This is a genomic window from Burkholderia sp. JPY481 (assembly GCF_038900515.1).
GTDB classification, from domain to species: Bacteria; Pseudomonadota; Gammaproteobacteria; order Burkholderiales; family Burkholderiaceae; genus Paraburkholderia; species Paraburkholderia youngii.
This window is the reverse complement of record NZ_JAYMRT010000043.1, coordinates 1-20397: the sequence shown is the minus strand read 5'-3', so window position 1 is coordinate 20397 and position 20397 is coordinate 1. Positions and strand designations below refer to the sequence as shown.

At 58.6% G+C, this 20397-nt stretch carries 21 protein-coding genes and 3 pseudogenes; 14 read left to right on the top strand and 10 right to left on the bottom strand.

The window, feature by feature from the left end:
* The 3 genes and pseudogenes from VSR82_RS38070 to VSR82_RS38060 all read right to left on the bottom strand — a co-directional run.
* The coding region (locus VSR82_RS38070; RefSeq protein ID WP_498858742.1) for a transposase at positions 1-135 on the bottom strand (135 nt) is incomplete at its 3' end.
* Between the two features lie 416 nt (positions 136-551).
* Positions 552-802 (bottom strand): annotated as a pseudogene (locus VSR82_RS38065) (IS5/IS1182 family transposase); the annotation flags it as partial.
* A gap of 110 nt (positions 803-912) precedes the next feature.
* Positions 913-1278: a hypothetical protein gene (locus VSR82_RS38060; protein WP_410853241.1), complete on the bottom strand. Its 366-nt coding sequence runs from the start codon at positions 1276-1278 to the stop codon at positions 913-915.
* A 191-nt stretch (positions 1279-1469) separates the two neighbouring features.
* Here VSR82_RS38060 and VSR82_RS38055 point away from each other — a divergent pair, with 191 nt between their 5' ends.
* Positions 1470-1652 carry a hypothetical protein gene (locus VSR82_RS38055; RefSeq protein ID WP_176369601.1) on the top strand — a complete coding sequence of 61 codons (183 nt, stop codon included), beginning with the start codon at positions 1470-1472 and terminating at the stop codon, positions 1650-1652.
* Between the two features lie 65 nt (positions 1653-1717).
* On the opposite strand, the gene VSR82_RS38050 is transcribed toward VSR82_RS38055, so the two are convergent.
* Entirely contained in the window at positions 1718-2416 is a 699-nt protein-coding gene (locus VSR82_RS38050) for a hypothetical protein (RefSeq protein ID WP_498858741.1), read from the bottom strand.
* Positions 2417-2557: 141 nt separating this feature from the next.
* Between VSR82_RS38050 and VSR82_RS38045 the strand changes: the two genes are divergently transcribed.
* Together VSR82_RS38045 and VSR82_RS38040 are read left to right on the top strand one after the other, a co-directional pair.
* The gene (locus VSR82_RS38045; RefSeq protein WP_410853244.1) at positions 2558-3037 is read left to right on the top strand and encodes a hypothetical protein; all 480 of its coding nucleotides are present in this window, start codon (positions 2558-2560) and stop codon (positions 3035-3037) included.
* Between the two features lie 264 nt (positions 3038-3301).
* The gene (locus VSR82_RS38040) at positions 3302-3493 is read left to right on the top strand and encodes a hypothetical protein (protein WP_410853245.1); all 192 of its coding nucleotides are present in this window, start codon (positions 3302-3304) and stop codon (positions 3491-3493) included.
* Between the two features lie 149 nt (positions 3494-3642).
* On the opposite strand, the gene VSR82_RS38035 is transcribed toward VSR82_RS38040, so the two are convergent.
* The 3 genes from VSR82_RS38035 to VSR82_RS38025 form a co-directional block, all read right to left on the bottom strand.
* A complete protein-coding gene (locus VSR82_RS38035; protein WP_498858740.1) occupies positions 3643-4137 on the bottom strand; it encodes an H-NS family nucleoid-associated regulatory protein in 495 nt (164 codons plus the stop codon).
* A 354-nt stretch (positions 4138-4491) separates the two neighbouring features.
* Positions 4492-4914 (bottom strand): HU family DNA-binding protein, encoded by a 423-nt coding sequence (locus VSR82_RS38030; protein WP_498858739.1) that lies wholly within the window; start codon positions 4912-4914, stop codon positions 4492-4494.
* Between the two features lie 475 nt (positions 4915-5389).
* On the bottom strand, positions 5390-5545 hold the full coding sequence (locus tag VSR82_RS38025; protein ID WP_410853276.1) for a hypothetical protein: 156 nt from the start codon (positions 5543-5545) through the stop codon (positions 5390-5392).
* A gap of 396 nt (positions 5546-5941) precedes the next feature.
* On the opposite strand from VSR82_RS38025, the gene VSR82_RS38020 reads away from it, so the two are divergent.
* Together VSR82_RS38020 and VSR82_RS38015 are read left to right on the top strand one after the other, a co-directional pair.
* Positions 5942-6445 (top strand): hypothetical protein, encoded by a 504-nt coding sequence (locus tag VSR82_RS38020; protein WP_498858738.1) that lies wholly within the window; start codon positions 5942-5944, stop codon positions 6443-6445.
* A gap of 90 nt (positions 6446-6535) precedes the next feature.
* A complete protein-coding gene (locus tag VSR82_RS38015; RefSeq protein ID WP_498858737.1) occupies positions 6536-6766 on the top strand; it encodes a hypothetical protein in 231 nt (76 codons plus the stop codon).
* A gap of 17 nt (positions 6767-6783) precedes the next feature.
* Here VSR82_RS38015 and VSR82_RS38010 read toward each other — a convergent pair.
* Positions 6784-7737: pseudogene (locus VSR82_RS38010) on the bottom strand (acyltransferase family protein); the annotation flags it as partial.
* Between the two features lie 73 nt (positions 7738-7810).
* On the opposite strand from VSR82_RS38010, the gene VSR82_RS38005 reads away from it, so the two are divergent.
* The 6 genes and pseudogenes from VSR82_RS38005 to VSR82_RS37980 all read left to right on the top strand — a co-directional run bounded on the left by VSR82_RS38005 (position 7811) and on the right by VSR82_RS37980 (position 13997).
* Positions 7811-8215, top strand: coding sequence for a hypothetical protein (locus VSR82_RS38005; RefSeq protein WP_498858736.1), 405 nt, complete (start codon positions 7811-7813; stop codon positions 8213-8215).
* A 140-nt stretch (positions 8216-8355) separates the two neighbouring features.
* A pseudogene (locus tag VSR82_RS38000) lies at positions 8356-10617 on the top strand (TonB-dependent receptor); the annotation flags it as partial.
* 27 nt (positions 10618-10644) lie between these two features.
* Positions 10645-11238, top strand: coding sequence for a MotA/TolQ/ExbB proton channel family protein (locus VSR82_RS37995; RefSeq protein WP_498858735.1), 594 nt, complete (start codon positions 10645-10647; stop codon positions 11236-11238).
* On the top strand, positions 11235-11633 hold the full coding sequence (locus tag VSR82_RS37990) for an ExbD/TolR family protein (RefSeq protein ID WP_498858734.1): 399 nt from the start codon (positions 11235-11237) through the stop codon (positions 11631-11633). The genes VSR82_RS37995 and VSR82_RS37990 overlap by 4 nt, the downstream gene beginning before the upstream one ends.
* Positions 11626-12360, top strand: coding sequence for an energy transducer TonB (locus VSR82_RS37985; protein WP_498858733.1), 735 nt, complete (start codon positions 11626-11628; stop codon positions 12358-12360). Before VSR82_RS37990 ends, VSR82_RS37985 begins: the two co-directional genes overlap by 8 nt.
* A gap of 191 nt (positions 12361-12551) precedes the next feature.
* Positions 12552-13997 carry an IS1182 family transposase gene (locus tag VSR82_RS37980; protein ID WP_498858732.1) on the top strand — a complete coding sequence of 482 codons (1446 nt, stop codon included), beginning with the start codon at positions 12552-12554 and terminating at the stop codon, positions 13995-13997.
* Positions 13998-14368: 371 nt separating this feature from the next.
* Here VSR82_RS37980 and VSR82_RS37975 read toward each other — a convergent pair whose 3' ends face one another.
* Positions 14369-15016: a response regulator gene (locus tag VSR82_RS37975; RefSeq protein WP_498858731.1), complete on the bottom strand. Its 648-nt coding sequence runs from the start codon at positions 15014-15016 to the stop codon at positions 14369-14371.
* Positions 15017-15285: 269 nt separating this feature from the next.
* On the opposite strand from VSR82_RS37975, the gene VSR82_RS37970 reads away from it, so the two are divergent.
* Complete coding sequence (locus VSR82_RS37970; RefSeq protein WP_498858730.1) at positions 15286-16332, top strand: sensor histidine kinase; 1047 nt, start codon at positions 15286-15288, stop codon at positions 16330-16332.
* A 284-nt stretch (positions 16333-16616) separates the two neighbouring features.
* On the opposite strand, the gene VSR82_RS37965 is transcribed toward VSR82_RS37970, so the two are convergent.
* Positions 16617-17027: a VOC family protein gene (locus tag VSR82_RS37965; protein WP_498858729.1), complete on the bottom strand. Its 411-nt coding sequence runs from the start codon at positions 17025-17027 to the stop codon at positions 16617-16619.
* Positions 17028-17554: 527 nt separating this feature from the next.
* On the opposite strand from VSR82_RS37965, the gene VSR82_RS37960 reads away from it, so the two are divergent.
* Positions 17555-19000, top strand: a complete 1446-nt coding sequence (locus VSR82_RS37960) for an IS1182 family transposase (protein WP_498858728.1) — start codon at positions 17555-17557, stop codon at positions 18998-19000.
* A 961-nt stretch (positions 19001-19961) separates the two neighbouring features.
* The gene (locus VSR82_RS37955; RefSeq protein ID WP_498858727.1) at positions 19962-20348 is read left to right on the top strand and encodes a hypothetical protein; all 387 of its coding nucleotides are present in this window, start codon (positions 19962-19964) and stop codon (positions 20346-20348) included.
* Positions 20349-20397 lie beyond the last annotated feature (49 nt).

The following is a 20397-nucleotide window of genomic DNA, read 5'->3' as shown; positions in this document are numbered from 1 at the left end:
GAGCCAGTTGCGCAGCGTCTGTATCGACATACCCAATTCGCCGGCCACGGCGCTCACGCCTTGCCCGTCCTTGACTCGTTGCACTGCAGCTTCCTTGAACTCCGCCGTGTACACCTGGTGCGGTACCTTAAACATTTCTTCTTTCCTTCCTTTCGGTCGAGTTTATATCCGACCTGCTGGAAGGCGAAATTTCAGAGGAAGCTCATCGTTGGGCTTGTCCCAGCCGGCTCGACCGGAGCCACCTTACTCCCTCAGCGCCACGCAGTCACCCATACCACTCGTCGGTCTGCGTCGCTCAGCCGCTAGTTTTCAGAGCGCTGATCTTTTGCCACTTGCGGCATATCAGTCGTAAGAGTTTGTTGGCAGGGTGGTCGCCCGGCTTTCGAAGCATGACGACCTCCGTTTGCCGAGACCGATGGGCTTTTCACGTTTCGCGTAAAGCCTTGCGCGCCGTTCAACGGTTGGCCAATGCAAACAGTGTCGTGATCTGCGCGGTGCTCTTCATCAACCCTCGATACCGGGCCTTCGTCTCTCCAAACTGCTGCTGGTTCCTTCTTCATCTGGTGCGTCTCCGGGCCCCGTGTATCAGAGCCGTTCTTTGTCGAACTGGGTGCCGAAATCAAGATCGCATCGACCGCCGACCCTGCCTTCAGCATCAAGCCTTGCTCGCTCAGGATCTCATTGACCAGCGTGCGTATCACGCGGCCAAGCCGTGTGTTGCGAGGAGGTGACGGAACCGGAGAATCGCACTCTCGCCAGCCAAACGCGTCATACCCTTGTCTAATCCCGAAAACCCCCTGTGCGCACACAAGCAAAGATCGAGACTGCAGGCCCTATGGGATTGCTGCCATCATGGCACCGATCGCCCATCACATAGATACAAAAATGTTTTTTTGATGTCCGCGTGATTCTCTAATACCGCCCAGGCCCTTTTGATATCGGGGCCGCCGGGCTCCGAGAAACAGACCACTGCCGCCCCTCAGATTGACGGGCTATACGGCGCCTCGCCATTGATGACGCGCTTCGCCTGCTCTTTAACTCGCAGACAGACTCAAAGCAGAGGAAGGCGCCGTCTGCGGTCAGCATGCGATCCCATACGCCCTCGCTGTCCTGATAGATGATGACGTACTCATCAACGCGAAAGCCATCGGCGACCAGGTCGGCGATGACGCGCTCGGCGTCATTGGTTACGGAGCGCGCGCCATCGTTGTGATCGATGATGCAGATAAAGGGCGGTTCGACGCTATACGAGTATTGCGCGCGCGAATGTAGGTACATCAGGTTTCCTCCGGGTCAATCGATAGCGCGAGACGCAACTGCCAGCGCTCGCGCGCCTTCATCGCCGCTGCGGGCGGCGAACATTCCTCGTCCTGCATGTACGTCGATATCGCGCTCGCCAGATACTCGTGCCCGGCCAGCCGTTGCCGAAGCGAAACGAAAAGTGAAGGATCCTGTGCAACGTGCTGCGGATGTCACGCAAGCCAAAAGAAGCTCACGAGAACTGGTATCTGGTCGACGCTAATATTTTCAAGACGTCGCTGCAGTACTGGCGAGGGCATGTCAACCGGCTCGGAGACTATCTGCCGGATCTGCAATGCCCCGTTCCACTGCTCGATCCGACCATCGATTTCGCAGTCAAATCAGCAGCTTAGGCCGAGATGTGGCGGATTTTTAGCGAATCCCGGCCGGACCTCTAAGGCGATCGGGCTGTTTCGGGTCAGGCTGACCATCTCATTAAGGCCGGGTAATAGCTGACTCCGTTCGGACCGTCCACTGTGAACAGCGATCCCGTCTTCAGCCGCTGGTTGATTGCCGGACGGGTGACCCCCGCACGTCGCATGAATTCCGCAGGCTCGAGCAACGAGCCTTCCTTTGCGAGCTTCGCGCGAGCGGCCATCGCCTCCGCGAACATGTCGGCGTCAGTTGAGGACGGGCCTGCATCGCGCCCGGCCCTGCGATGCAGCGCCGAGCGAGCAGGTTGTGCGGGCGCACGGCGGCCGGCGCCCATTCCGGACTTCGTAGCAGGCGTCGGCTCGCCCGCCGCGTCCGCGACGACGGCCGTCAGCGCATCGTCGAAGCCTTGTGCGAACAGCGCGATCGACTGTGCGAACCTCTGCTGCTTTTTGGCAGGAAGCTGACCGATATCGGCCTGCATTGAGCTCGCCACGATCTTGCGAATCGCTTCCGGGGTCCGCGCTCCAGTACGATCGAGCACCTTCGCAGCACGGACCATCAGCCGTGAAAACTCTGGAAGTAAAGGACATGGCGTCTCGACTCCCGGGTAGCCCGTTTCCGAACGACAGCCCGCGATCCAGCCCTTATTAAGACCACCATTGCGGTGCCCCGAGTGTGCCGTCGCCGGGCCTCCTGAGATCAGACAGCCTGGCCCCTCGAGTCTCGCACTTTTGCGATCCATGTCGCTGCCAGCTAACGCTGCTGGGACCATCGCGTCCCAGGCGGCAGCGCAATCAAGGGAGGACAAATTCGGCGGTCCCCCTTGATCAGGGGAGATTCATCCCAACATCCCGTCTCAAATGAATCGGCGGATCTCCCGAACATGCCCAACAACAAAAAACATCGTTCATTGCATCAACCGTCGGCGGCAGCCCATTCCAGGGCACTGTCACTTCCTATGCCGCGAAAGGAGGCTTCTGATCTGGTTCTGCGCGCACGGATCGCACTTGAGCGTTTACGCAGTGGCGAGGTGAACCGATCCCTCATTAACCTGGTCTTGCAGATCACGGTTATCGCGAGCTTTATCGCCCGGGCAGGATACGGAAAGCTTGATATCAATGTCCTCGAAAGCGTTAAGCGTGGTCTGGAAGATATCGTCGTCGACGCTGACAACACCGGGACGTGGAATTTTCCCGAAGGGCTAACCGATGACCTCACTGCCGTGATCAACGAGTACGACCGCCAACTCTGCGTCACCCGTATGGAGATCGTAGTGCGGGCGAGTGACCACCTGGACAGACTTGTTCATCGGGCAGCGGACCTGGCCCGCGCCGCCGATAACCATCTCCAGATCGCACCGTAATCTTTCGTCTCTCGTTCGCCGGGAACCAGCAACGGCCGGCCCATGCGTTTAACTCCCGCCAGTGCACAAACACGGATGCGGATGAGACGGGTGATCGTCAAACTTCGCTTTCCTGGCAATGCGCGGCACCGCACACAACTGGATCCGCTACGGTTGATAGAGTTTTCCACAGGCACACCACGTTACACTGGCTTCGAAGCAATCGACATCCAGCCCCTGCAGACACTGAAGGCGTCGTTCAACACGTCGCTCTAACGACAAATTATGGAAATGCGCGTCAGCTACGAACACAGCCTTGCGTCGTCCCCGAACGAGTTCATTGTTCGGGTCCCTTCACAAGTCGTGAGCGATGTTCCAGCCAACGTTCCGCGCGCCTTGTTACCTGAGTACATAGCCAATCTGATCGCCGAGCGATCGCCGACAATTGGAAAGATCCGTAACCTCAGGATTCTTTAGGCAACGCCCCGCGCAGACGCATTTTCCGCGGACGCCTTTTTAGCCGTCGGCTTCACTGCTGTCGCCTTCCTGCCTGCGACTTTCTTCGCAGCTGTCTTGCGCGAAAGCGTTGCTTTATCGGCGCTCGCCTTTGGAGTAGCCGAGCGCTTCTAGGCTGCGGCGATCAGGAACTTCGTCCGGTCCTTTGCGCTGGCAATCCACGCGGGTGCCCGACCACGACCGCTCCACGTCGCTCCCGTTTTGGGGTCCCGATACATCGGAGGCTGCGGGCCTCGGACGTAATTCCCGGCTTTTGGTAGTTTCTGCGCAGTCGCCGATGACTTCGCCGTATTTCCCGTAATGAGGAACCTGCTGCGGTCCCTGGCATTAGCTATCCAGGCCGGCGCTCGACCGTGCCCTGTCCAGGTCGCTCCCGTCTTTGGGTCAGCGTACTTTGCAGCCGATGCCTTCGCCGGCAGCGTTGCGCTGGTTTTGCCACCACGACGTTTACCCACAGATGCTTCGATATCGGCGATGGTCAGGGAATGGTGTTCCATCAGACTCCGGATCTTCCCGATCACCCCGGAGGAATCTCTTGCCGCCAATGTTGATGCCTGCGCCTTAAGCTTTGCGATTTTTGCCTGAACTGATTCCAGCGTAGCCATGGTTTGTATTCCTTTGGATAAGGTTGTAATTCGCACTATGCCATATTGCCCAGCGAATACAACAATTCGCATTACATCTGCTCGCAAGCAAATGTGCTTCAGACATGGTTGGCCTAGCTGACGGATATTCGGCATATTCGAATTGCGAGTGCGAACGAGTTCCGAATTCAGCGATTGCTCAAATAACGCATAACTCGAAACGAAGGAAAGTTCTCCCCCAAGCGCCAGGTACGTCAGTGTCTCCTGGGTCAATCGCTTCATTTACGCTGAGGATGTGGTCGGCTTCGATACCCGCGACCAAAGAATCAAAAAAAGCCCGCTGAAAGCGGGCTTAGTTGCGTCTGAGCATTCTCCTCAGGCTGCTGCAGCAGCCTTGAGTTTCTTCAGCGGACGTACCTTCAGACGGACGGTTGCCGGCTTGGCATCAAACCGGCGCTCCTCGCCTGTGAACGGGTCTTTGCCGAAACGCTTCTTCTTTGCCGGAACCTGCTGTACCCCAATCTTGAGCAGGCCCGATAGCGTGAACTCGCCTGCCCCTTTCTTATGGACGGCGCCGAGGATGGTGCTTTCGAGTGCGGCGAGCACCGCCTTTGCCTGCTTCGGTTCAACACCGGCCTGCGTGGCAACATGGCTCGCAAGCGATGCCTTGGTGAATTGCTCTTTCAGAGGTTTGGGTGTCGCGCTTGCGGCAGTTGTCTTCTTGGGCGACGCTTCTTTCTTCACTGCGGTTTTCGCTTCAGCTTTCTTCGCTGAGGAGTCTGCGGTCTTCTTTGCCATTTAAATCCTCTTTTTCCGGGTTTAGAGAACCGCTTAAGACGGCACACGACGCTGCGCGTTACTGCACCGTCTTAAGCTGGGCCCTAGCGTAGCAATGGTTGTTCCTCCATGCAATGAGATCAGCCCTTCATACAGGCTACTTTCCCGATTTCTGTCTCAGTATTTTCCCGGGATTGCGTACCGCTATAGCTCCAGTGCGGCGACTCCGGCGAAAGAAAGCGCCCCAACGAAGGAACGGGCGAAGCGTCGGCGCACCACCACCGACTGCTTTAGCTGCTGCCTGATCGCCGAATTCGTCCAAGCAGTAGCCTCTGCTCGGCTCCGGTCGATTTGAGCAGTGGCTTTACGGTCGCTTCGATGTAGCTAATGAACGAGCTGCGCGCTCGATCTAGCCGGTCAGCCGGCGTATCTACATTCGATCGTTTGCTCACCGCGACCTCCGCTACGTTTTCCGTCTTGTTGTAGGTCACTGCACTCACGGATTCTTCATGTATCGCCGATAGAAGGCGGCGAACAGCAGGACAATCTCGACGTTCGCCATCAGCCGTTCCCTGAACCGGTCCCTGAAAACCAGCACATCCATGCCGGTAATCAGGATCACCAGCGTCAGGACATAAAGCACGGTAGACATGTTTCTCATCATCCAGTCACCCGTTTTCCGTCCTGTTTAACTCGACATGACGAGGATCTTGACATCAGCGAGTCGGATGCCCGATCGACGGGCAACAGCCCGCCGCGCTCGTGCGGCCATGTCGTTTCCCTTCGTAGCCTCAGCCACACGCGCAACAAACTCGACGCGGCCGGCGACCGGTTTCACGCTGTTGACTACCTCGTACCTGGCCGACATCGCGTGTCGTTGCATGGTGTTTTCCTAGTCGTGGCCATACCACCCGTCGACGAGTGGTCTTCCCCCGGAATGCCCGCGCCGCACTGGAAACGTCTGTCTCGAAATCGCGTCTCCAGGCTGGTTTAGTAAAATGAGAGCTACTGCAAAAACTTCAATGAACTCGCCACTCACAGACACTCAATGGACATTTTTTATTATTGGCAGAAACTCGAGCAAAATCTGAAGGAAGGACCGGTCGGGTATTTCGGCTCGAACAATGCAAAAACCCGGGAGCTGACACAGCGATTGCCTAAGCGTATCTGGGTCTTCAAGACCCCGAGAGGAATGAAGGGCTCCATCCAACTAGTCGGGTCACTCCTTGTCAGCGAGACACCGTGCGTCGCAGTCAAGACTGACTATCCCAACGTGATTTACTACGACCCGTTCTCTTCCGAGTCGGTAATGTACATCGACTCGGGCACATCACAGCGCATCCAGGAGGTCTCTGGATACTTCCAGTACCGGTTTCACTCTGCCTTTAGCTCGAACTTTCAGGGAGACGCCGGTCTGCAGGCTATGGAGTCGAACGTCGTGCGCGGGTTCGAAGCGCTGGTCGCTGACTGGGACACGTGTCAGATGCTCGACCGTGTTAAAAATCGCGAGAAGGTTCAGCCCATCAATCCTTTCGCACAGCATTCAGCGTAACAGAGGCTTTGTTGCGTGACCTGTCCGGTAGCTGAGTTGGCATGGCTAGCCGCACTTTCCCATATTGCCCAGCGAACACAGCATGTCGCCGTGAGTGGATATCTGACGGCCATCGAGGTGCCGCTCGCATCGATGATCGTCGCGCTGTTGCGCAGCTGGCTGTTGCTGGTGACGATGCTCTGGCTGCTGACCGAATGGCTCCGACCGCGTGGCAACTGGATGATCGTGTCCGTCACTGAAGCGATCACGCTTGCCGCGAGCATCGTGCTTTATCTCACGCGCGGCCGGCTTCGATTCATATGCCCGTGCCCGCGGAGATGAATCGAAGCCGGGCGCTTTCATAGGCGCTCGGTCGTCAAATGAAAGCGCCTGTCGACCGTGGCGAGCAGGCGCTTCGACAGACGAGTGGCGCGCCACTGAATCAGCCGGTCCGACACGCGCGACAGACCGTAGGACACGAACAGCACTGCAATCAGCGTCGCCCCGAAAAGCATGAGCGACGTCTCGCCGTTCTCCTCGCTGAACAGGCCGTCGAAGAAATGAAAGGTCATATAGACGCAGATGAAGTGCCAGAGATAAATGCCATAACTTTCGCGCCCGAGGGCCGCGGCGCAGCGTCGAACCAAGGGCATGCTCGGCGCCGCATGCCCTTTCCTGCGCTCCTTGCGGGCATGGCGCGAGCACACGAACAGCAGGAACGCCACCGCACTGCACGCGGCGAATACAGGCGCGAGCGCATGTGCCTTGTCGAGCCATACACCGAGCGCGGCCGTGACGAGCGCGAAGCCCAACGCAAGCAACAGATAGAGCCACGACACGCGCCCGGTCACATCGGATGCGCCGAGCAAATGCTAGCGGAACGCGTGCCACGCCCACATGCCGACGATGAAGCACGGCCCCTGTACCGGCAGCCAGAAGTAGCTGAACGTATTGTTGGTCACATTGCATTCGAGCGTGCCGTTGCAATCGCTCATCGACAGTACCGCGAGCGACAGGCCCAGCATCAGGATAGTAGCCAGCAACAGGCGCGTGCGGTTCATCGCCAGAAAAAACAGCAACGGAGCGATCAGATAGAAAAGCATCTCCACGCCGATCGACCAGCCGCCCGGCACGACGTTGTTGATCGCGGTCGGCGACAGCGCATGAAGGAAGACCATGTTGAGCAATACGTCCATCGGGCCATGCGCGCCCAGAATCCATGCACGCTCGATGCCTGAGCGCATCGCGCCGTAGCTGATGAGGCCATAGACCGCGATCGCCGCGTAATACAAGGGCGCGATACGGAAGAAGCGAGGCATTGCGCAGGCGGAGTTTGCCGGCCGATCCAAGGAGCGCGCGCCCATCGTGACGTGCCGCAGTCGCGATGTGTCGGTTGACGACCGCCGCAACGTGATCCGCGCTTTGAGACATCTGCGTAACAGCACGCCTGCATCATTGTCAGCGAGCTGTTACGACACTGCAATCAGCGTCAAAGGAAGTTCTCAAAGCGCAGTTCCTTTATCTGGCTCTCTGGAAGAGCATGTCCGGCTGCAGAAAGTTCTGGGCTCGGCCACTTCCGGCCTTTCTGCCCAGCATTTTGAAGGTCCGTTTCGCGATGCGTTTGGGGCACTCGCGGCTGATGTTCGATATGAAAAGCGCGCACATCGTCGATCAACGATGGCGGAATATGCCTTTCAACGCCGGGAGCGGCCACGACAGGTGGGGGATTGCCAATCAGAAATGCAATGTTATAACATTCTGACCGCTGCGTGCTGTCGCGCCTATGGTTGACGGCGCATCGTGGCCCGACACGACGTCCACCCTGGAACGACAACAAGACAATGAACTGCTCGCCGTTATCGCAGGCCGGTATGCTGCTGCTTGCCCTTTCGCTTTGCTCCGGCGCAATCGCTGCCGACAGCGACTCCACGCTTGCCGGCACGTTGGCCGACGCCCGAGGCCACGCGCCCGCCCATGCGGAGATCTCGCTTCAGGACGCCAGCGGCAAAAACGTCGCACGGACGACGGCTGACGCCAGCGGGCACTTCCGGCTCGACCACATCGCGCCCGGCATCTACGCCGTCAACGTGGAGGCCACAGGCTTCGGGACCATCAGCCGCGTCGCAACGGTGACACAAGGACAGGTGCCCGAACCGCTCGCCATCGTGCTTCAGAAAGACACCACGCTCGACGTCACGGTCAATGCGCAGCGTCTCGACCGTGCCCGCAACGGGCTCCTGCCCGAGGTCGGTGCGAGCATCTACCGGATTACCCGGGCGGACATCGACTCGTCGCCGCAAGGCGCGAACACACCGCTCAACCAGGTTTTGCTGCAGGCGCCCGGCGTCGCCAACGATTCGTACGAGCAGCTTCACGTGCGCGGTGAACACGCGAACCTGCAGTACCGCCTCAACGGCATCATCATTCCGGAGCCGATCAGCGGCTTCGGGCAATCGCTCGATACCCGGATCATCGATCAGGTGAATCTCGTGACAGGTGCGCTCCCGGCCCAGTACGGCTATCGCACCGCGGGCATCGTCGACATCCGCACCAGGTCCGGCGACGCCGGCAACGGCGGCACGATCGACATATACGGCGGCAGTCACCAGACGATCCAGACGAGCGCCGACGTGTTCGGCTCAAGCGGCCCGTTCAGCTATTACTTCGCCGGTTCGCTCGGCGAGAACAATCTCGGCATTGAGGCGCCGACTTCGGATGGCAGCCCATTGCACGACCACACGCGCCAGGGCAACGGCTTCGGTTACATGTCGTACCTGCTCAACCCGCTCACGCGCGTGAGCGTGATGTTCGGCACTGCAGGCAACCAGTTCCAGATTCCGAATACGCCGGGGCTCGCCCCCGTCTACACGCTGAACGGGTAGTCCACGTTCAACTCGGCGGATCTCAACGAGACCCAGTCGGAACTGAACAACTTCGCGGTCCTGGCGCTGCAGGGCACCAACGGGGGCGCGCTCGACTATCAGGTGGCGCTCTTCACGCGCTATACACGCACCAAGTTCAATCCGGACCCGGTCGGCGACCTCATATTCAACGGCGTTGCTTCCGAGGACTTCCACAGCAACCAGGCCAATGGCGTCCAGACCGATTTCACCTGGCGGCTCAATGATCACCACACGGTGCGCGCGGGTCTCCTGTTCCAGCAGGAACATGCCGTGTTCGACAACACCGTGTCCGTGTTTCCCGTCGACGCGAACGGCAACTAGACCTCCGACCAGCCGCTCACGATTCAGGATTCGAACAGCAAGACAGGCTACCTGTACAGCCTCTATGCGCAGGATGAATGGAAACTCGCGCCGAAGCTGACACTCAACGATGGTCTGCGCTACGACCGCATGGACCAGTATGTGCACGCCGGTCAGCTGAGCCCGCGCGTCGGCCTCGTGTACCAGCCGACCAACGCGACGACGCTGCATGCCGGATACGCGCGCTACTTCACGCCGCCTGCGTTCGAACTCGTGTCCGACTCGACGATCAGCAAGTTCAACGGCACAACCAACCAGAGCCCGACCTCGCAAAACGATCCGGTGAAGCCCGAACGCGCCGATTACTTTGACATCGGCATCACGCAGCGCCTCACACCTGCCCTGACCGTTGGACTTGACGCGTATTACAAGCGTGCCAGCGATCTGCTCGACGAGGGGCAGTTCGGCACAGCACTCATCTTCACGCTATTCAACTACCAGTATGGGCGCGTCTACGGCGTGGAGTTCACCTCGAGCTACCATCAGGACAACGTGACGGCCTATCTGAACGTCGCGTACAGCCGGGCGCAGGGTAAGAATATCGAATCGGCGCAATTCAACTTCAGCGCTGACGAACTGGCCTACATAGCGAACAACTGGGTCTACCTCGATCACGATGAGCGCATTACCGCCTCGTTCGGTGGCACCTATACCCTGGCCCAGACGACTTTCACGACCGATGCGATCGTCGGTAGCGGCCTGCGCAGCGGTTTTGCGAACACCGATCGGCTGCCATGGTATGCGCAGATCAACCTCGGTGTGATCCAGCACTTCAACGAACCGCTGATCGGCAGGTTCGATGCGCGGCTCGTGCTGGTCAATGCCTTCGGCCGCGTATATCAGTTGCGCGATGGATCCGGCATCGGCGTGGGCGCGCCACAGTATGGTCCACAGCGAGCGATATACGGCGGGCTTAGTAAACACTTCTGATCACTTCTGCGCGAAGGAGCCCAAATCATGAACGAATGGAACGGTGTTGCCGAGGCGTTGAGGCTCGGCGGCTGGGTCATCTACCCACTTAGTCTGCTGGCGGTCGTTGCGCTCGCGATCACCTTCGACCGGGCGTACGTCTGCTGGCGCTACGCGCGAATGCCGCGCAATGGCGCCGCGCATCCACTGCCGGGCGAGCACGTCTTACGGCGTGTGGACGTGCTGTTCGACGACGACAGCACACCTGTCTGGCGCATCGAAGGGCGGATCGGGAAAGCCGCATCGCAGATCGAGCGCGACATGAGCCGCGGTCTGTGGCTGCTCGAAACGATCGTCACGGCTGCGCCGCTGCTCGGATTGCTCGGCACGATAGTCGGCATGATGCATTCGTTCCGGCTGATCGGCGGCGATGGCGTCGTCAGTCCCTCGGGCGTGTCGGGTGGCGTCGCGCAGGCATTGGTCGCTACTGCCATCGGTCTCATGATCGCACTGGTTGCGCTTTTTGCGTTCAACTATTTTTCGCGACGCGTGGACCGCCTCATGGATGAGATCGAGACGTTCGCGAACGAGCGCCTTGGCGAGCTGCGCCTCTCGCGCGAACGCGCCGGAGCGGCGTCATGAAGCTGAGGCGTGCACGCACGTCGCGACGTGGGCGTATCGAGATCATCCCGATGATCGACGTGATGTTCTTTCTGCTGGCCACGTTCATGCTCACCACGCTGGCGGTGCAGCGCCTCGACGCGGTTCACATCGATCTGCCCCGAGGACATGCGCAGGCGATGCAGGTTGAACAGCCTCTGACGATCTCCGTGAATCGCGCCAATCAGATCTTCGTGAACCAGCGGCCCGTTCGTCTCGATGAAGTGCGCGCCGTCGTGACGAACCTGCTCCACAAGAACTCCAATATTGTTGTGGCTGCCGACGACGGCGCTTCGCACGGTGTGGTCGTGGAGGCGATACTCGAAGCCCGCAAGGCCGGTGCCGAACACTTTCTCGTTGCCGTGCATCGTGACTAAGGCATCGCCGCCGCACCGCACTCGCAACGTGCGTCGCTTTATCGTTGCCGGGACGCTGGCCGCGATGGCATGGTCGTTCTTCCTTTCCCAGGTGCTCTGGCTCGTGGGCTCCGGACAACCCGCGGCACCTCCAAAGGCGATCGAACTGCAGGTCATGGAACTGCCGCCCGCGCCACGCGCAAGCGAAACGCCCCAAGGCAAAGTCCGGCGGGATGCCGTCACCGCGTCCCACGGCACTCCCCCTGTGCAACGCCAGCCGCAGGTGACGCGCAACAGCGCCGTGCAAAAGGCCCCTCGTTTGCTGCCGCTGACACACCTCGCCCCCGACGCCCAGCAAGGCGCCACGGCCACGCGGCAAGATGCGCCCACAACGCCAGAGTCGAAAGCAGCGCCGGCCCCAAGCGACGACATCGCGCAGCACGGCGCGCCATCTTCAGCCGAAGGCTCACCCACGACCATCAGCCAGCAGGCCCGGGTGCTCTCGCAACCCTTGCCGGAGGTACCCGACGATCTGCGCGAGCAGGGTTATCAGGCGATCGCCATTGCCCACTTCACCGTGCACACGGACGGAACATTCGATGTAGAACTGATAAAGCCAACGCAGAATCCGCGGCTGAATCAGATCCTGCTCGCCACGCTTCGGCAATGGCGCTTCTTCCCGGCAATCGAGAATGGTCGGCCCACGGAAACTCATCAGGACGTTCGGGTTCACTTTAACGTGAATTGATACACGAACCGATGAGGCTAGCGGGTACGCTTGCGGCCGCTCAATATCGCTTGACGGTCACTCGCTGGAACCGGGTGACAGGGCGTTCAGGGTCGAACTGAGCCGAACGCTGTCGGACTCAGTACGGCCCAGCCTGTGTGAAAACGCATTGATCGCCTAAACTGAATCAACGCGCTGAGAGCGGGTGACTCATGAAGCGATTCGTTGAAGGCGATGACCGCAAGCAGGTCGCACTACTTCCCGAATGTGTCGATGATTACATCGGCCCGGACAATCCCGTCAGGATCATAGACGTGTTCGTCGACGAACTGAATCTTGCGGAACTCGGTTTCAACGGTGCTACGCCTGCACTCACGGGCCGCCCGTCGTACCACCCGGGCGTAATGCTCAAGGTCTATATCTACGGATATCTGAACCGTGTACCGTCGAGCCGGCGTCTTGAGCGCGAATGCCAGCGTAACGTCGAAATGATGTGGCTAACAGGACGGCTGGCACCGGACTTCAAAACGATCGCCGACTTCCGGCGCGATAACGGCACGGCGATTCGTAACGTATGCCGGCGCTTTGTCGAACTATGCCGTGGACTGAAGCTGCTCTCCAGCGACATGGTGGCCATCGACGGCAGCAAGTTCAAGGCCGTGAACAGCCGCGACAGGAACTACACAGCAGGCAAGATCGACAACCGTCAGCAACAGATTGAGGAAAGCGTTCAGCGATACCTCGACGCGATTGATACCGCGGACCGGACGAGCCCAACAGGCTTCGATGTCAAGACCGTGCGCCTGTACGAGAAGATTGCTCTCCTGCGCCAGCAGATGCGTGAACTCGAGCAGATCAAGGAGCAACTGAAGACGCAACCGGACAAACAGCTATCCCTTACAGATCCGGACTCCCGTTCCATGACCAGCGGCGGCAAAAGAACCGGAACGGTAGGCTACAACGTACAGGCCGCCGTGGACACGAAGCACCACCTGATCGTCGAACACGAGGTGACCAATGTCGGAGGCGATCATGGACAACTCAGCGGGATGGCCCTGGCAGCAGGGGAGGCGATGGGCAAGTCTGGACTGAAGGTACTAGCCGATCGAGGCTACTTTAGCGGCCCTGATATCCGCGCGTGCGAACTGGCCGGCATCAAGGCGTATGTCCCCGAACCACTCACGTCGGCATCCAGGAAGAAAGGTCTCTTTACCAAACGCGACTTCATCTACATCGCGAAAGACGATATCTATCGATGCCCAGCTGGTGAGCGTGCCGTTCATCGATTCACGACTGTTGAGCATGACATGAATCTGCGGGTGTACTGGCCCAGCGCCTGCCCGCGTTGCCATCTCAAGGACCGCTGCTCGCCGAGCGACTATCGCCGCATCCGACGATGGGAGCACGAACATATACTGGAATCCATGCAGCGGCGGCTGGACCGCAAGCCAGAAGCAATGACCATCCGCAGAAGTACGGTCGAGCACGTCTTCGGTACGCTCAAGCACTGGATGGGTGCCACACACTTCCTGACGCGGAAGCTTGGGCCGGTGAGTACCGAAATGAGCCTTCAGGTGTTGGCCTACAACCTTAAGCGCGTCATGAATATACTTGGGTTTGCGAGGACAATGAAGGGCCTGAGAACGGCTGGAGGATGAGGCCCGAGGGGCCTTCTTGCGGCTTACGCCGTTAGCGCGATTGCTCGACCTTCCAAACGACGCTTCAGCTGCCCGATGAATTTGCCTCGACAGCAAAAGGTCTGTTTCCACACAGGCTCGGCCAACTTCTGCCGTTCGCCAACGAACAGTCGCTTCCATACGAAAGTCAAAAATCGCGCCGAAACGGACCTCTGGTCAGAGGCTTGCGCAGCATTTGAACCAAGATAAGCCGTCACGTGACGAAGTTTCTGCCTGAACCGGCATTTTTTTTCTTTGCAGCGACGGCTGAGTCCCTAAAATAAGATTCGTTGGCAAGATATGCAGCAGCACTGACGCGATTGCTGATCGCTGTATAGCCATCGACTTGCGCGTCATGCGTCGTCAAACTGCACTGCTTCACTCCCCGCGAGACATCTCACGCGAGGGACACCGCGGTCGATCCGTGTATTGGGATGACCCTTTCCTAGGAGGGTACCGACATGGACACAGAATTTCTGAACTTGGAGACGTATTTGGAAGAAGGCTCCCGAACGCGGCTCAGGCTGTCTTATGAGCGGTTGCTGAGACAGCGGACGCTTGTCGCTCGGCTTGCCGCGCTTGATTCGATGATTAGCGTTCGGGATGCGTTTCACGGCACTGAACGGTTCCCGCGAACTTTCCCTCCCCGGCCAGACGAACAGCAGATCAGGAGCGGCACCTTTCTGACAGTATCCGTCAAAGCCTGCCGCAATCCCCTTTGCACGGATGGTAATCTCGTCATAGGCGGTGAACGCCAAAAGGACCAGATGCTGGGTACGGGCGTCATGTCGCAATTCGCGTGCGAATCGGAATCCGTCCGTGCCGGGCATGTTGATGTCGAGCAGGGCGATCTCCGGCATCCACGCAGCCATGGCGGCCAACGCCGCGGGGACACCCACGGCGAATTGCGTCCCGTATCCCGATGCGGAGAGCGCGGCTGCAATACGAGCAGGCGAGGCGGTTCGTTTCCCTGTCGCTGAGGGAGGGTGCGCAACGTCCATCGCGCAGTGGGGAGGAACGGATTCATACGCGCAAGCGCTTCTGGTAGGCTCAATATTCCTCGCTGCGAGCACGGGCTATTCCCGCCCAACTACGTCAGCCCGGCGGTAGCAACGGCCCGGGCAACCTGGAACGCCGCCTATTTGTCTGTGCCAGTCCTTCCAGTCGAGGGAGAGTCCATGCGGCTTGCTGATTTATTTCGCAAAATGCCGAGCCCATCCTAGCGCAGTGGGAGGCGTTCGCCGCCACACTGCTGCCTGCGGCGGCGAACATGCAGTCGTCGGGGCTGCGCGACCATGCACAGCAGATCCTCCTGGCCATCGCAAAGGATCTACGAACTTCGCAGAGCCGGGAAGCGCAGTTCCAGAAATCCGTGGGGCGAGCCCCTGCCCCGATTGACGCAACCGAAGCCGCCGCGCAAACACATGCTTTTCTGAGAGCACGGGCCGGCTTCAGCATCAACCAGATTGCCGCCGAGTATCGCGCGCTGCGCGCAAGCGTGCTTCGCCTGTGGATGGATGATTGCGAGCCCGGCGAGGCCAATCTCGACGACGTCATCCGCTTCAGCGAAGCGGTCGACCAGGCGCTTGCCGAATCCGTCTCCTTTTTCACAGCACAGGTCGAGGAGGATCGAAACCTTCTGCGTGGCATGCTCGGCCACGACATGCGGAGCCCTCTGCAGGCGATTCAGATGACGGCGGCCTATCTCGCGGCACTCAACGCCGGGGGTAAAGTATCGGAAACCGCGGCCCGCCTGATACGGAGCGGAGCGCGGATGCAGGCGCTGCTCGACGATCTGACCGATTTCAACAGGACGAAACTTGGCCTGGGGATCAACGTGGCGCCCCGCAACGTCGATCTGACCCAGGTGCTGGCTGAAGAACTTGACGAACTCCGTGCCATTCATCCCGACAGGCAGATTCTTTTCAACGTTAGTGGAGATTTACGGGACACCTGGGACGGCCGGCGCGTGCAGCAATTGCTTCAGAAGCTTGTTCTCAATGCAATCACGTACGGGGCGAAGGACGCTCCGGTCACCGTCGACGCGACTGGCGATACAACGCAGGTGCGGATAGACGTCAGAAACCAGGGACCTGCCATTGGGCATGCGACGCTCGAGTGCATTTTCGATCCGCTAACCCGTGGCCCGGATCGCCAGACCGCAAGCGGCGCGGAAACGAGCCTGGGGCTGGGTTTGTATATAGCCCGTGAAATCGCCAGAGCCCATCACGGCGCGATTGAAGCGCGGTCCGACGAAACGCAGACAGTGTTTTCGGTATCACTGCCTCGTGCGGAGGAAAGTGAAAAAAATCACTAACGACTCGGAGACCGACGCATGTGTCAAGCGCAGTTACCAGCTGCTGCCGCCGACGAAGAACCATGGGCTTGATCGTTTGAAAGCCGGAGTCGGGCGAGTGACCGTTGGATCTCGCTGAACGGTCATTGCGGGCGATACTGGGTGCGTGACCGCTCAGGTCGAATTGCGGCGATCATCCGTTGCGGGCCGGCAAGGGATCCTCAATTCAGCTATCGGACTGGGTTCGGCCAACTGCGGGCGGAAGACGAGCCGCCCCAATCACTCCGTGCTTCGCAAATATCGGCCTATCTGTCGTTGGCCAACCTTGAACGGATCTCGGCAGCAGAAAGGTCGCGCTGATGTGTGGCAATCTGCCATGTGTTTCCCCACGAATCTCTTACCATCGCTCGCCTGTCGCCGTATGGCATGTCGGTCGGAACTTCGAGTGAGATCGCATTCGCCGCAATCGCCCGCTCGTAGGTCGAATCGGCGTCCTCGACGTAGACATACAGAAACGCCGGCATCGGATCGCGAAGGCCGTCTCCGGCGCTAACCATCACGACGGAATCGCCGATCATGATTTCAGCAGGCCGCCCGTGATGGAGTTCCCCCCGTGCCTGAAACACCATCTTGATAAATGTGATCAAGTTTTCCGGATCCCGTACGACGATTCGGGGCGTGACGGTATGCCATCCATCGGGCTGAAACTTAGCCATGTTGGGTAGCCTCAAAAGAGATTCGCAAGGGCATTGTCCTCCGAGCGCCGGATGTCCGCAAAGGCTCGGGTTATGCCTCTTGCATCGAGCGCACCCCGGAGACCGTCCTCGCGCTTGGTCGTCGGGCGCTGGTCGGCCGAGGCTGTGTGAAAACGCGTCTGCCCCTCCCGACGAGGTTCCACAAGACTAGACAGAGTCGCCGATAGCGAATCGAAGAGAGGCGGTTGATTCGCTTGACGCGAGGAACGCACGGACCTGCTCGGCCGCGTCCGGGGAAAGGCCTGAATGTTCCTCCCGTAGATAATCGATTGTTTGTTCAGGTGACCAAGGCCCCAAGGAAGCCATGTAGTCGTCAACCTCGCCTTGAATTTGTTGCCACGAAGCGTATTGCCGTCGTGACAACACGATCAGGTTACTTCGTGTATAGATCACATATAGGTTCAAGGGCTTCTCGCAGTTGGCTTTCGATTCAACATTCTCGCATCTGACCGCCTAAACTGAATCAACGCACTGAGACCGGGTGACTCATGAAGCGATTCGTTGAAGGCGATGACCGCAAGCAAGTCGCACTACTTCCCGAATGCGTCGATGATTACATCGGCCCGGACAATCCCGTCAGGATCATAGACGTGTTCGTCGACGAACTGAATCTTGCGGAACTCGGTTTCAACGGTGCTACGCCTGCACTCACGGGCCGCCCGTCGTACCACCCGGGCGTGATGCTCAAGGTCTATATCTACGGTTATCTGAACCGTGTACCGTCGAGCCGGCGTCTTGAGCGCGAATGCCAGCGTAACGTCGAAATGATGTGGCTAACAGGACGGCTGGCACCGGACTTCAAGACGATCGCCGACTTCCGGCGCGATAACGGCGCGGCGATTCGCAACGTCTGCCGGCGCTTTGTCGAACTATGCCGTGGACTGAAGCTGCTCTCCAGCGACATGGTGGCCATCGACGGCAGCAAGTTCAAGGCCGTGAACAGCCGCGACAGGAACTACACAGCAGGCAAGATCGACAAGCGTCAGCAACAGATTGAGGAAAGCGTTCAGCGATACCTCGACGCGATTGATACCGCGGACCGGACGAGCCCAACAGGCTTCGATGTCAAGACCGTGCGCCTGTACGAGAAGATCGCTCTCCTGCGCCAGCAGATGCGTGAACTCGAGCAGATCCGCGAGCAATTGAAGACGCAACCGGACAAACAGCTATCCCTTACAGATCCGGATTCCCGTTCCATGACCAGCGGCGGCAAAAGAACCGGAACGGTAGGCTACAACGTACAGGCCGCCGTGGACACGAAGCACCACCTGATCGTCGAACACGAGGTGACCAATGTCGGAGGCGATCATGGACAACTCAGCGGGATGGCCCTGGCAGCAAGGGAGGCGATGGGCAAGTCTGGACTGAAGGTGCTAGCCGATCGAGGCTACTTCAGTGGTCCTGATATCCGCGCCTGCGAACAGGCTGGCATCAAGGCGTATGTCCCCAAACCTCTTACTTCGGCATCCAGGAAGAAAGGTCTCTTTACCAAACGCGACTTCATCTACATCGCGAAAGACGACGTCTATCGATGCCCAGCTGGCGAGCGTGCCATTCATCGATTCACGACTGTTGAGCATGACATGAATCTGCGGGTGTACTGGCCCAGCGCCTGCCCGCGTTGCCATCTCAAGGAACGCTGCTCGCCGAGCGACTATCGCCGCATCCGACGATGGGAGCACGAACATATACTGGAGTCCATGCAGCGGCGGCTGGACCGCAAGCCAGACGCAATGACCATCCGCAGAAGTACGGTCGAGCACGTCTTCGGTACGCTCAAGCACTGGATGGGTGCCACACATTTCCTGACGCGGAAGCTCGGGCCGGTGAGTACCGAAATGAGCCTTCAGGTGTTGGCTTACAACCTCAAGCGCGTCATGAATATACTTGGTTTTGCGAGGACGATGAAGGGCCTGAGAACGGCTGGAGGATGAGGCCCGAGGGGCCTTCTTGCTTCTTACGCCGTTAGCGCGCTTGCTCGACCTTCCAAACGACGGTTCGGCTGCCCGGTGAATTTGCCTCGACAGCAAAAGGTCTGTTTCCACACAGGCTCGGCCACCTCCGGTCGTTCCCCTCCTGACTCGGAAAGACATTCAAACGTCGCTTCCACCTTGAGAGCTGCCGTTACGGCCTTTCGTTTGATCGTTGATATAGACCCGTGCGCTGATCGAGGAAGCGGACGGTACCACGCGCATCGATCGCGAAGTAGAGTGACGACCTCTACACGTCTACCTTCCACCCCTAGTCTCGTTCATCATCCGGGTTGGAGCCAATCTCCTTGACTGTGCGGCCCCGCGCTTACCGAAGGCTGATTTGGTCAGGCGTGGCGTAGCCCTTGCAACTACCCCATACTTCAAGAAACTTGCTCCATAGGGCACAACCCACACAAACTTCGAGGATATTCCGCAGTCCAATGAGCCACCGAGGCAGATCCGTAGATCCCGCGCGCCCATCCGCTGCCGACGGATCGACCGGAAAAGTCGGAGGTCGTATGGTTTGCATGACGAGCTTTCTGCGAACTACAGTTATTGCGATACTTTGCGTATACGTCTTTCTTACTATCGTTCGCTTACTCCGGAGGGTTTTGCGCTGTTTGCGCCGAAAAACACCATCACAGGAGGCGACCGATTCAACGGTCATAATAACTCTCGTCCACGGAACATTTGTTCCCGGCGCTTCGTGGACAAAGCCGAGATCCGGACTTGCGGAGGCTATTGAGAAAGCACCGCCACAGGAGAATGTACTTTTTGATCCGTTCGAGTGGTCAGGCGGGAATTCATTCAGGTCACGATCCACAGCTGCAGCTGACTTGGCCGACAGACTGTCGAAAATTACCCAAAGTCCTCCCGGCCGAAGCAATTCGTTGTCGCACGCAGTCACGCCGGGAATATTGCCATGTCAGCACTTTGTCTAGACGGGCTGCATGAAAAGATAGATGGCATCGTGACACTTTCGACTCCATTTTTGGTCGCGCGCCGCAGACGGGTTCATTACGCAACGTTTTTAGGAACTATGGTTTCTCCCGGGGCTGTATTGTTCGCTGGGTATCTTTTTATTTTAGATATCTTTAGCCTCTATCAACATTTAAGTGAAACAACATTAAAACTATCTTTCATTCCAGTTCTTTTTATGGCGACAACTGTTACAGGCCTATTCGCAAAATATGTAAATTCCATATCAACGCGGCTTATTCAATGTACAAAAAGAGGTGGCGCCGCTTGTTCGGGCAGGGTCCCGAGATTTTTAAGTGGAACCACCGGGGCGTTCATGCTGCCGATTTGATCGCAGGCAGTGTCGCGAAGTATGCCTCATCCGGCGTGCGGTCTTCCAG

Coding starts and splice junctions, on each gene's coding strand:
- VSR82_RS38060 (WP_410853241.1), bottom strand. CDS start 1,278: ATGTACCTACATTCGCGCGCGCAATACTCGTATAGCGTCGAACCGCCC.
- VSR82_RS38055 (WP_176369601.1), top strand. CDS start 1,470: ATGTCACGCAAGCCAAAAGAAGCTCACGAGAACTGGTATCTGGTCGAC.
- VSR82_RS38050 (WP_498858741.1), bottom strand. CDS start 2,416: ATGGATCGCAAAAGTGCGAGACTCGAGGGGCCAGGCTGTCTGATCTCA.
- VSR82_RS38045 (WP_410853244.1), top strand. CDS start 2,558: ATGCCCAACAACAAAAAACATCGTTCATTGCATCAACCGTCGGCGGCA.
- VSR82_RS38040 (WP_410853245.1), top strand. CDS start 3,302: ATGGAAATGCGCGTCAGCTACGAACACAGCCTTGCGTCGTCCCCGAAC.
- VSR82_RS38035 (WP_498858740.1), bottom strand. CDS start 4,137: ATGGCTACGCTGGAATCAGTTCAGGCAAAAATCGCAAAGCTTAAGGCG.
- VSR82_RS38030 (WP_498858739.1), bottom strand. CDS start 4,914: ATGGCAAAGAAGACCGCAGACTCCTCAGCGAAGAAAGCTGAAGCGAAA.
- VSR82_RS38025 (WP_410853276.1), bottom strand. CDS start 5,545: ATGTCTACCGTGCTTTATGTCCTGACGCTGGTGATCCTGATTACCGGC.
- VSR82_RS38020 (WP_498858738.1), top strand. CDS start 5,942: ATGGACATTTTTTATTATTGGCAGAAACTCGAGCAAAATCTGAAGGAA.
- VSR82_RS37995 (WP_498858735.1), top strand. CDS start 10,645: ATGAACGAATGGAACGGTGTTGCCGAGGCGTTGAGGCTCGGCGGCTGG.
- VSR82_RS37990 (WP_498858734.1), top strand. CDS start 11,235: ATGAAGCTGAGGCGTGCACGCACGTCGCGACGTGGGCGTATCGAGATC.
- VSR82_RS37980 (WP_498858732.1), top strand. CDS start 12,552: ATGAAGCGATTCGTTGAAGGCGATGACCGCAAGCAGGTCGCACTACTT.
- VSR82_RS37975 (WP_498858731.1), bottom strand. CDS start 15,016: ATGGACGTTGCGCACCCTCCCTCAGCGACAGGGAAACGAACCGCCTCG.
- VSR82_RS37970 (WP_498858730.1), top strand. CDS start 15,286: ATGCAGTCGTCGGGGCTGCGCGACCATGCACAGCAGATCCTCCTGGCC.
- VSR82_RS37965 (WP_498858729.1), bottom strand. CDS start 17,027: ATGGCTAAGTTTCAGCCCGATGGATGGCATACCGTCACGCCCCGAATC.
- VSR82_RS37960 (WP_498858728.1), top strand. CDS start 17,555: ATGAAGCGATTCGTTGAAGGCGATGACCGCAAGCAAGTCGCACTACTT.
- VSR82_RS37955 (WP_498858727.1), top strand. CDS start 19,962: ATGTCAGCACTTTGTCTAGACGGGCTGCATGAAAAGATAGATGGCATC.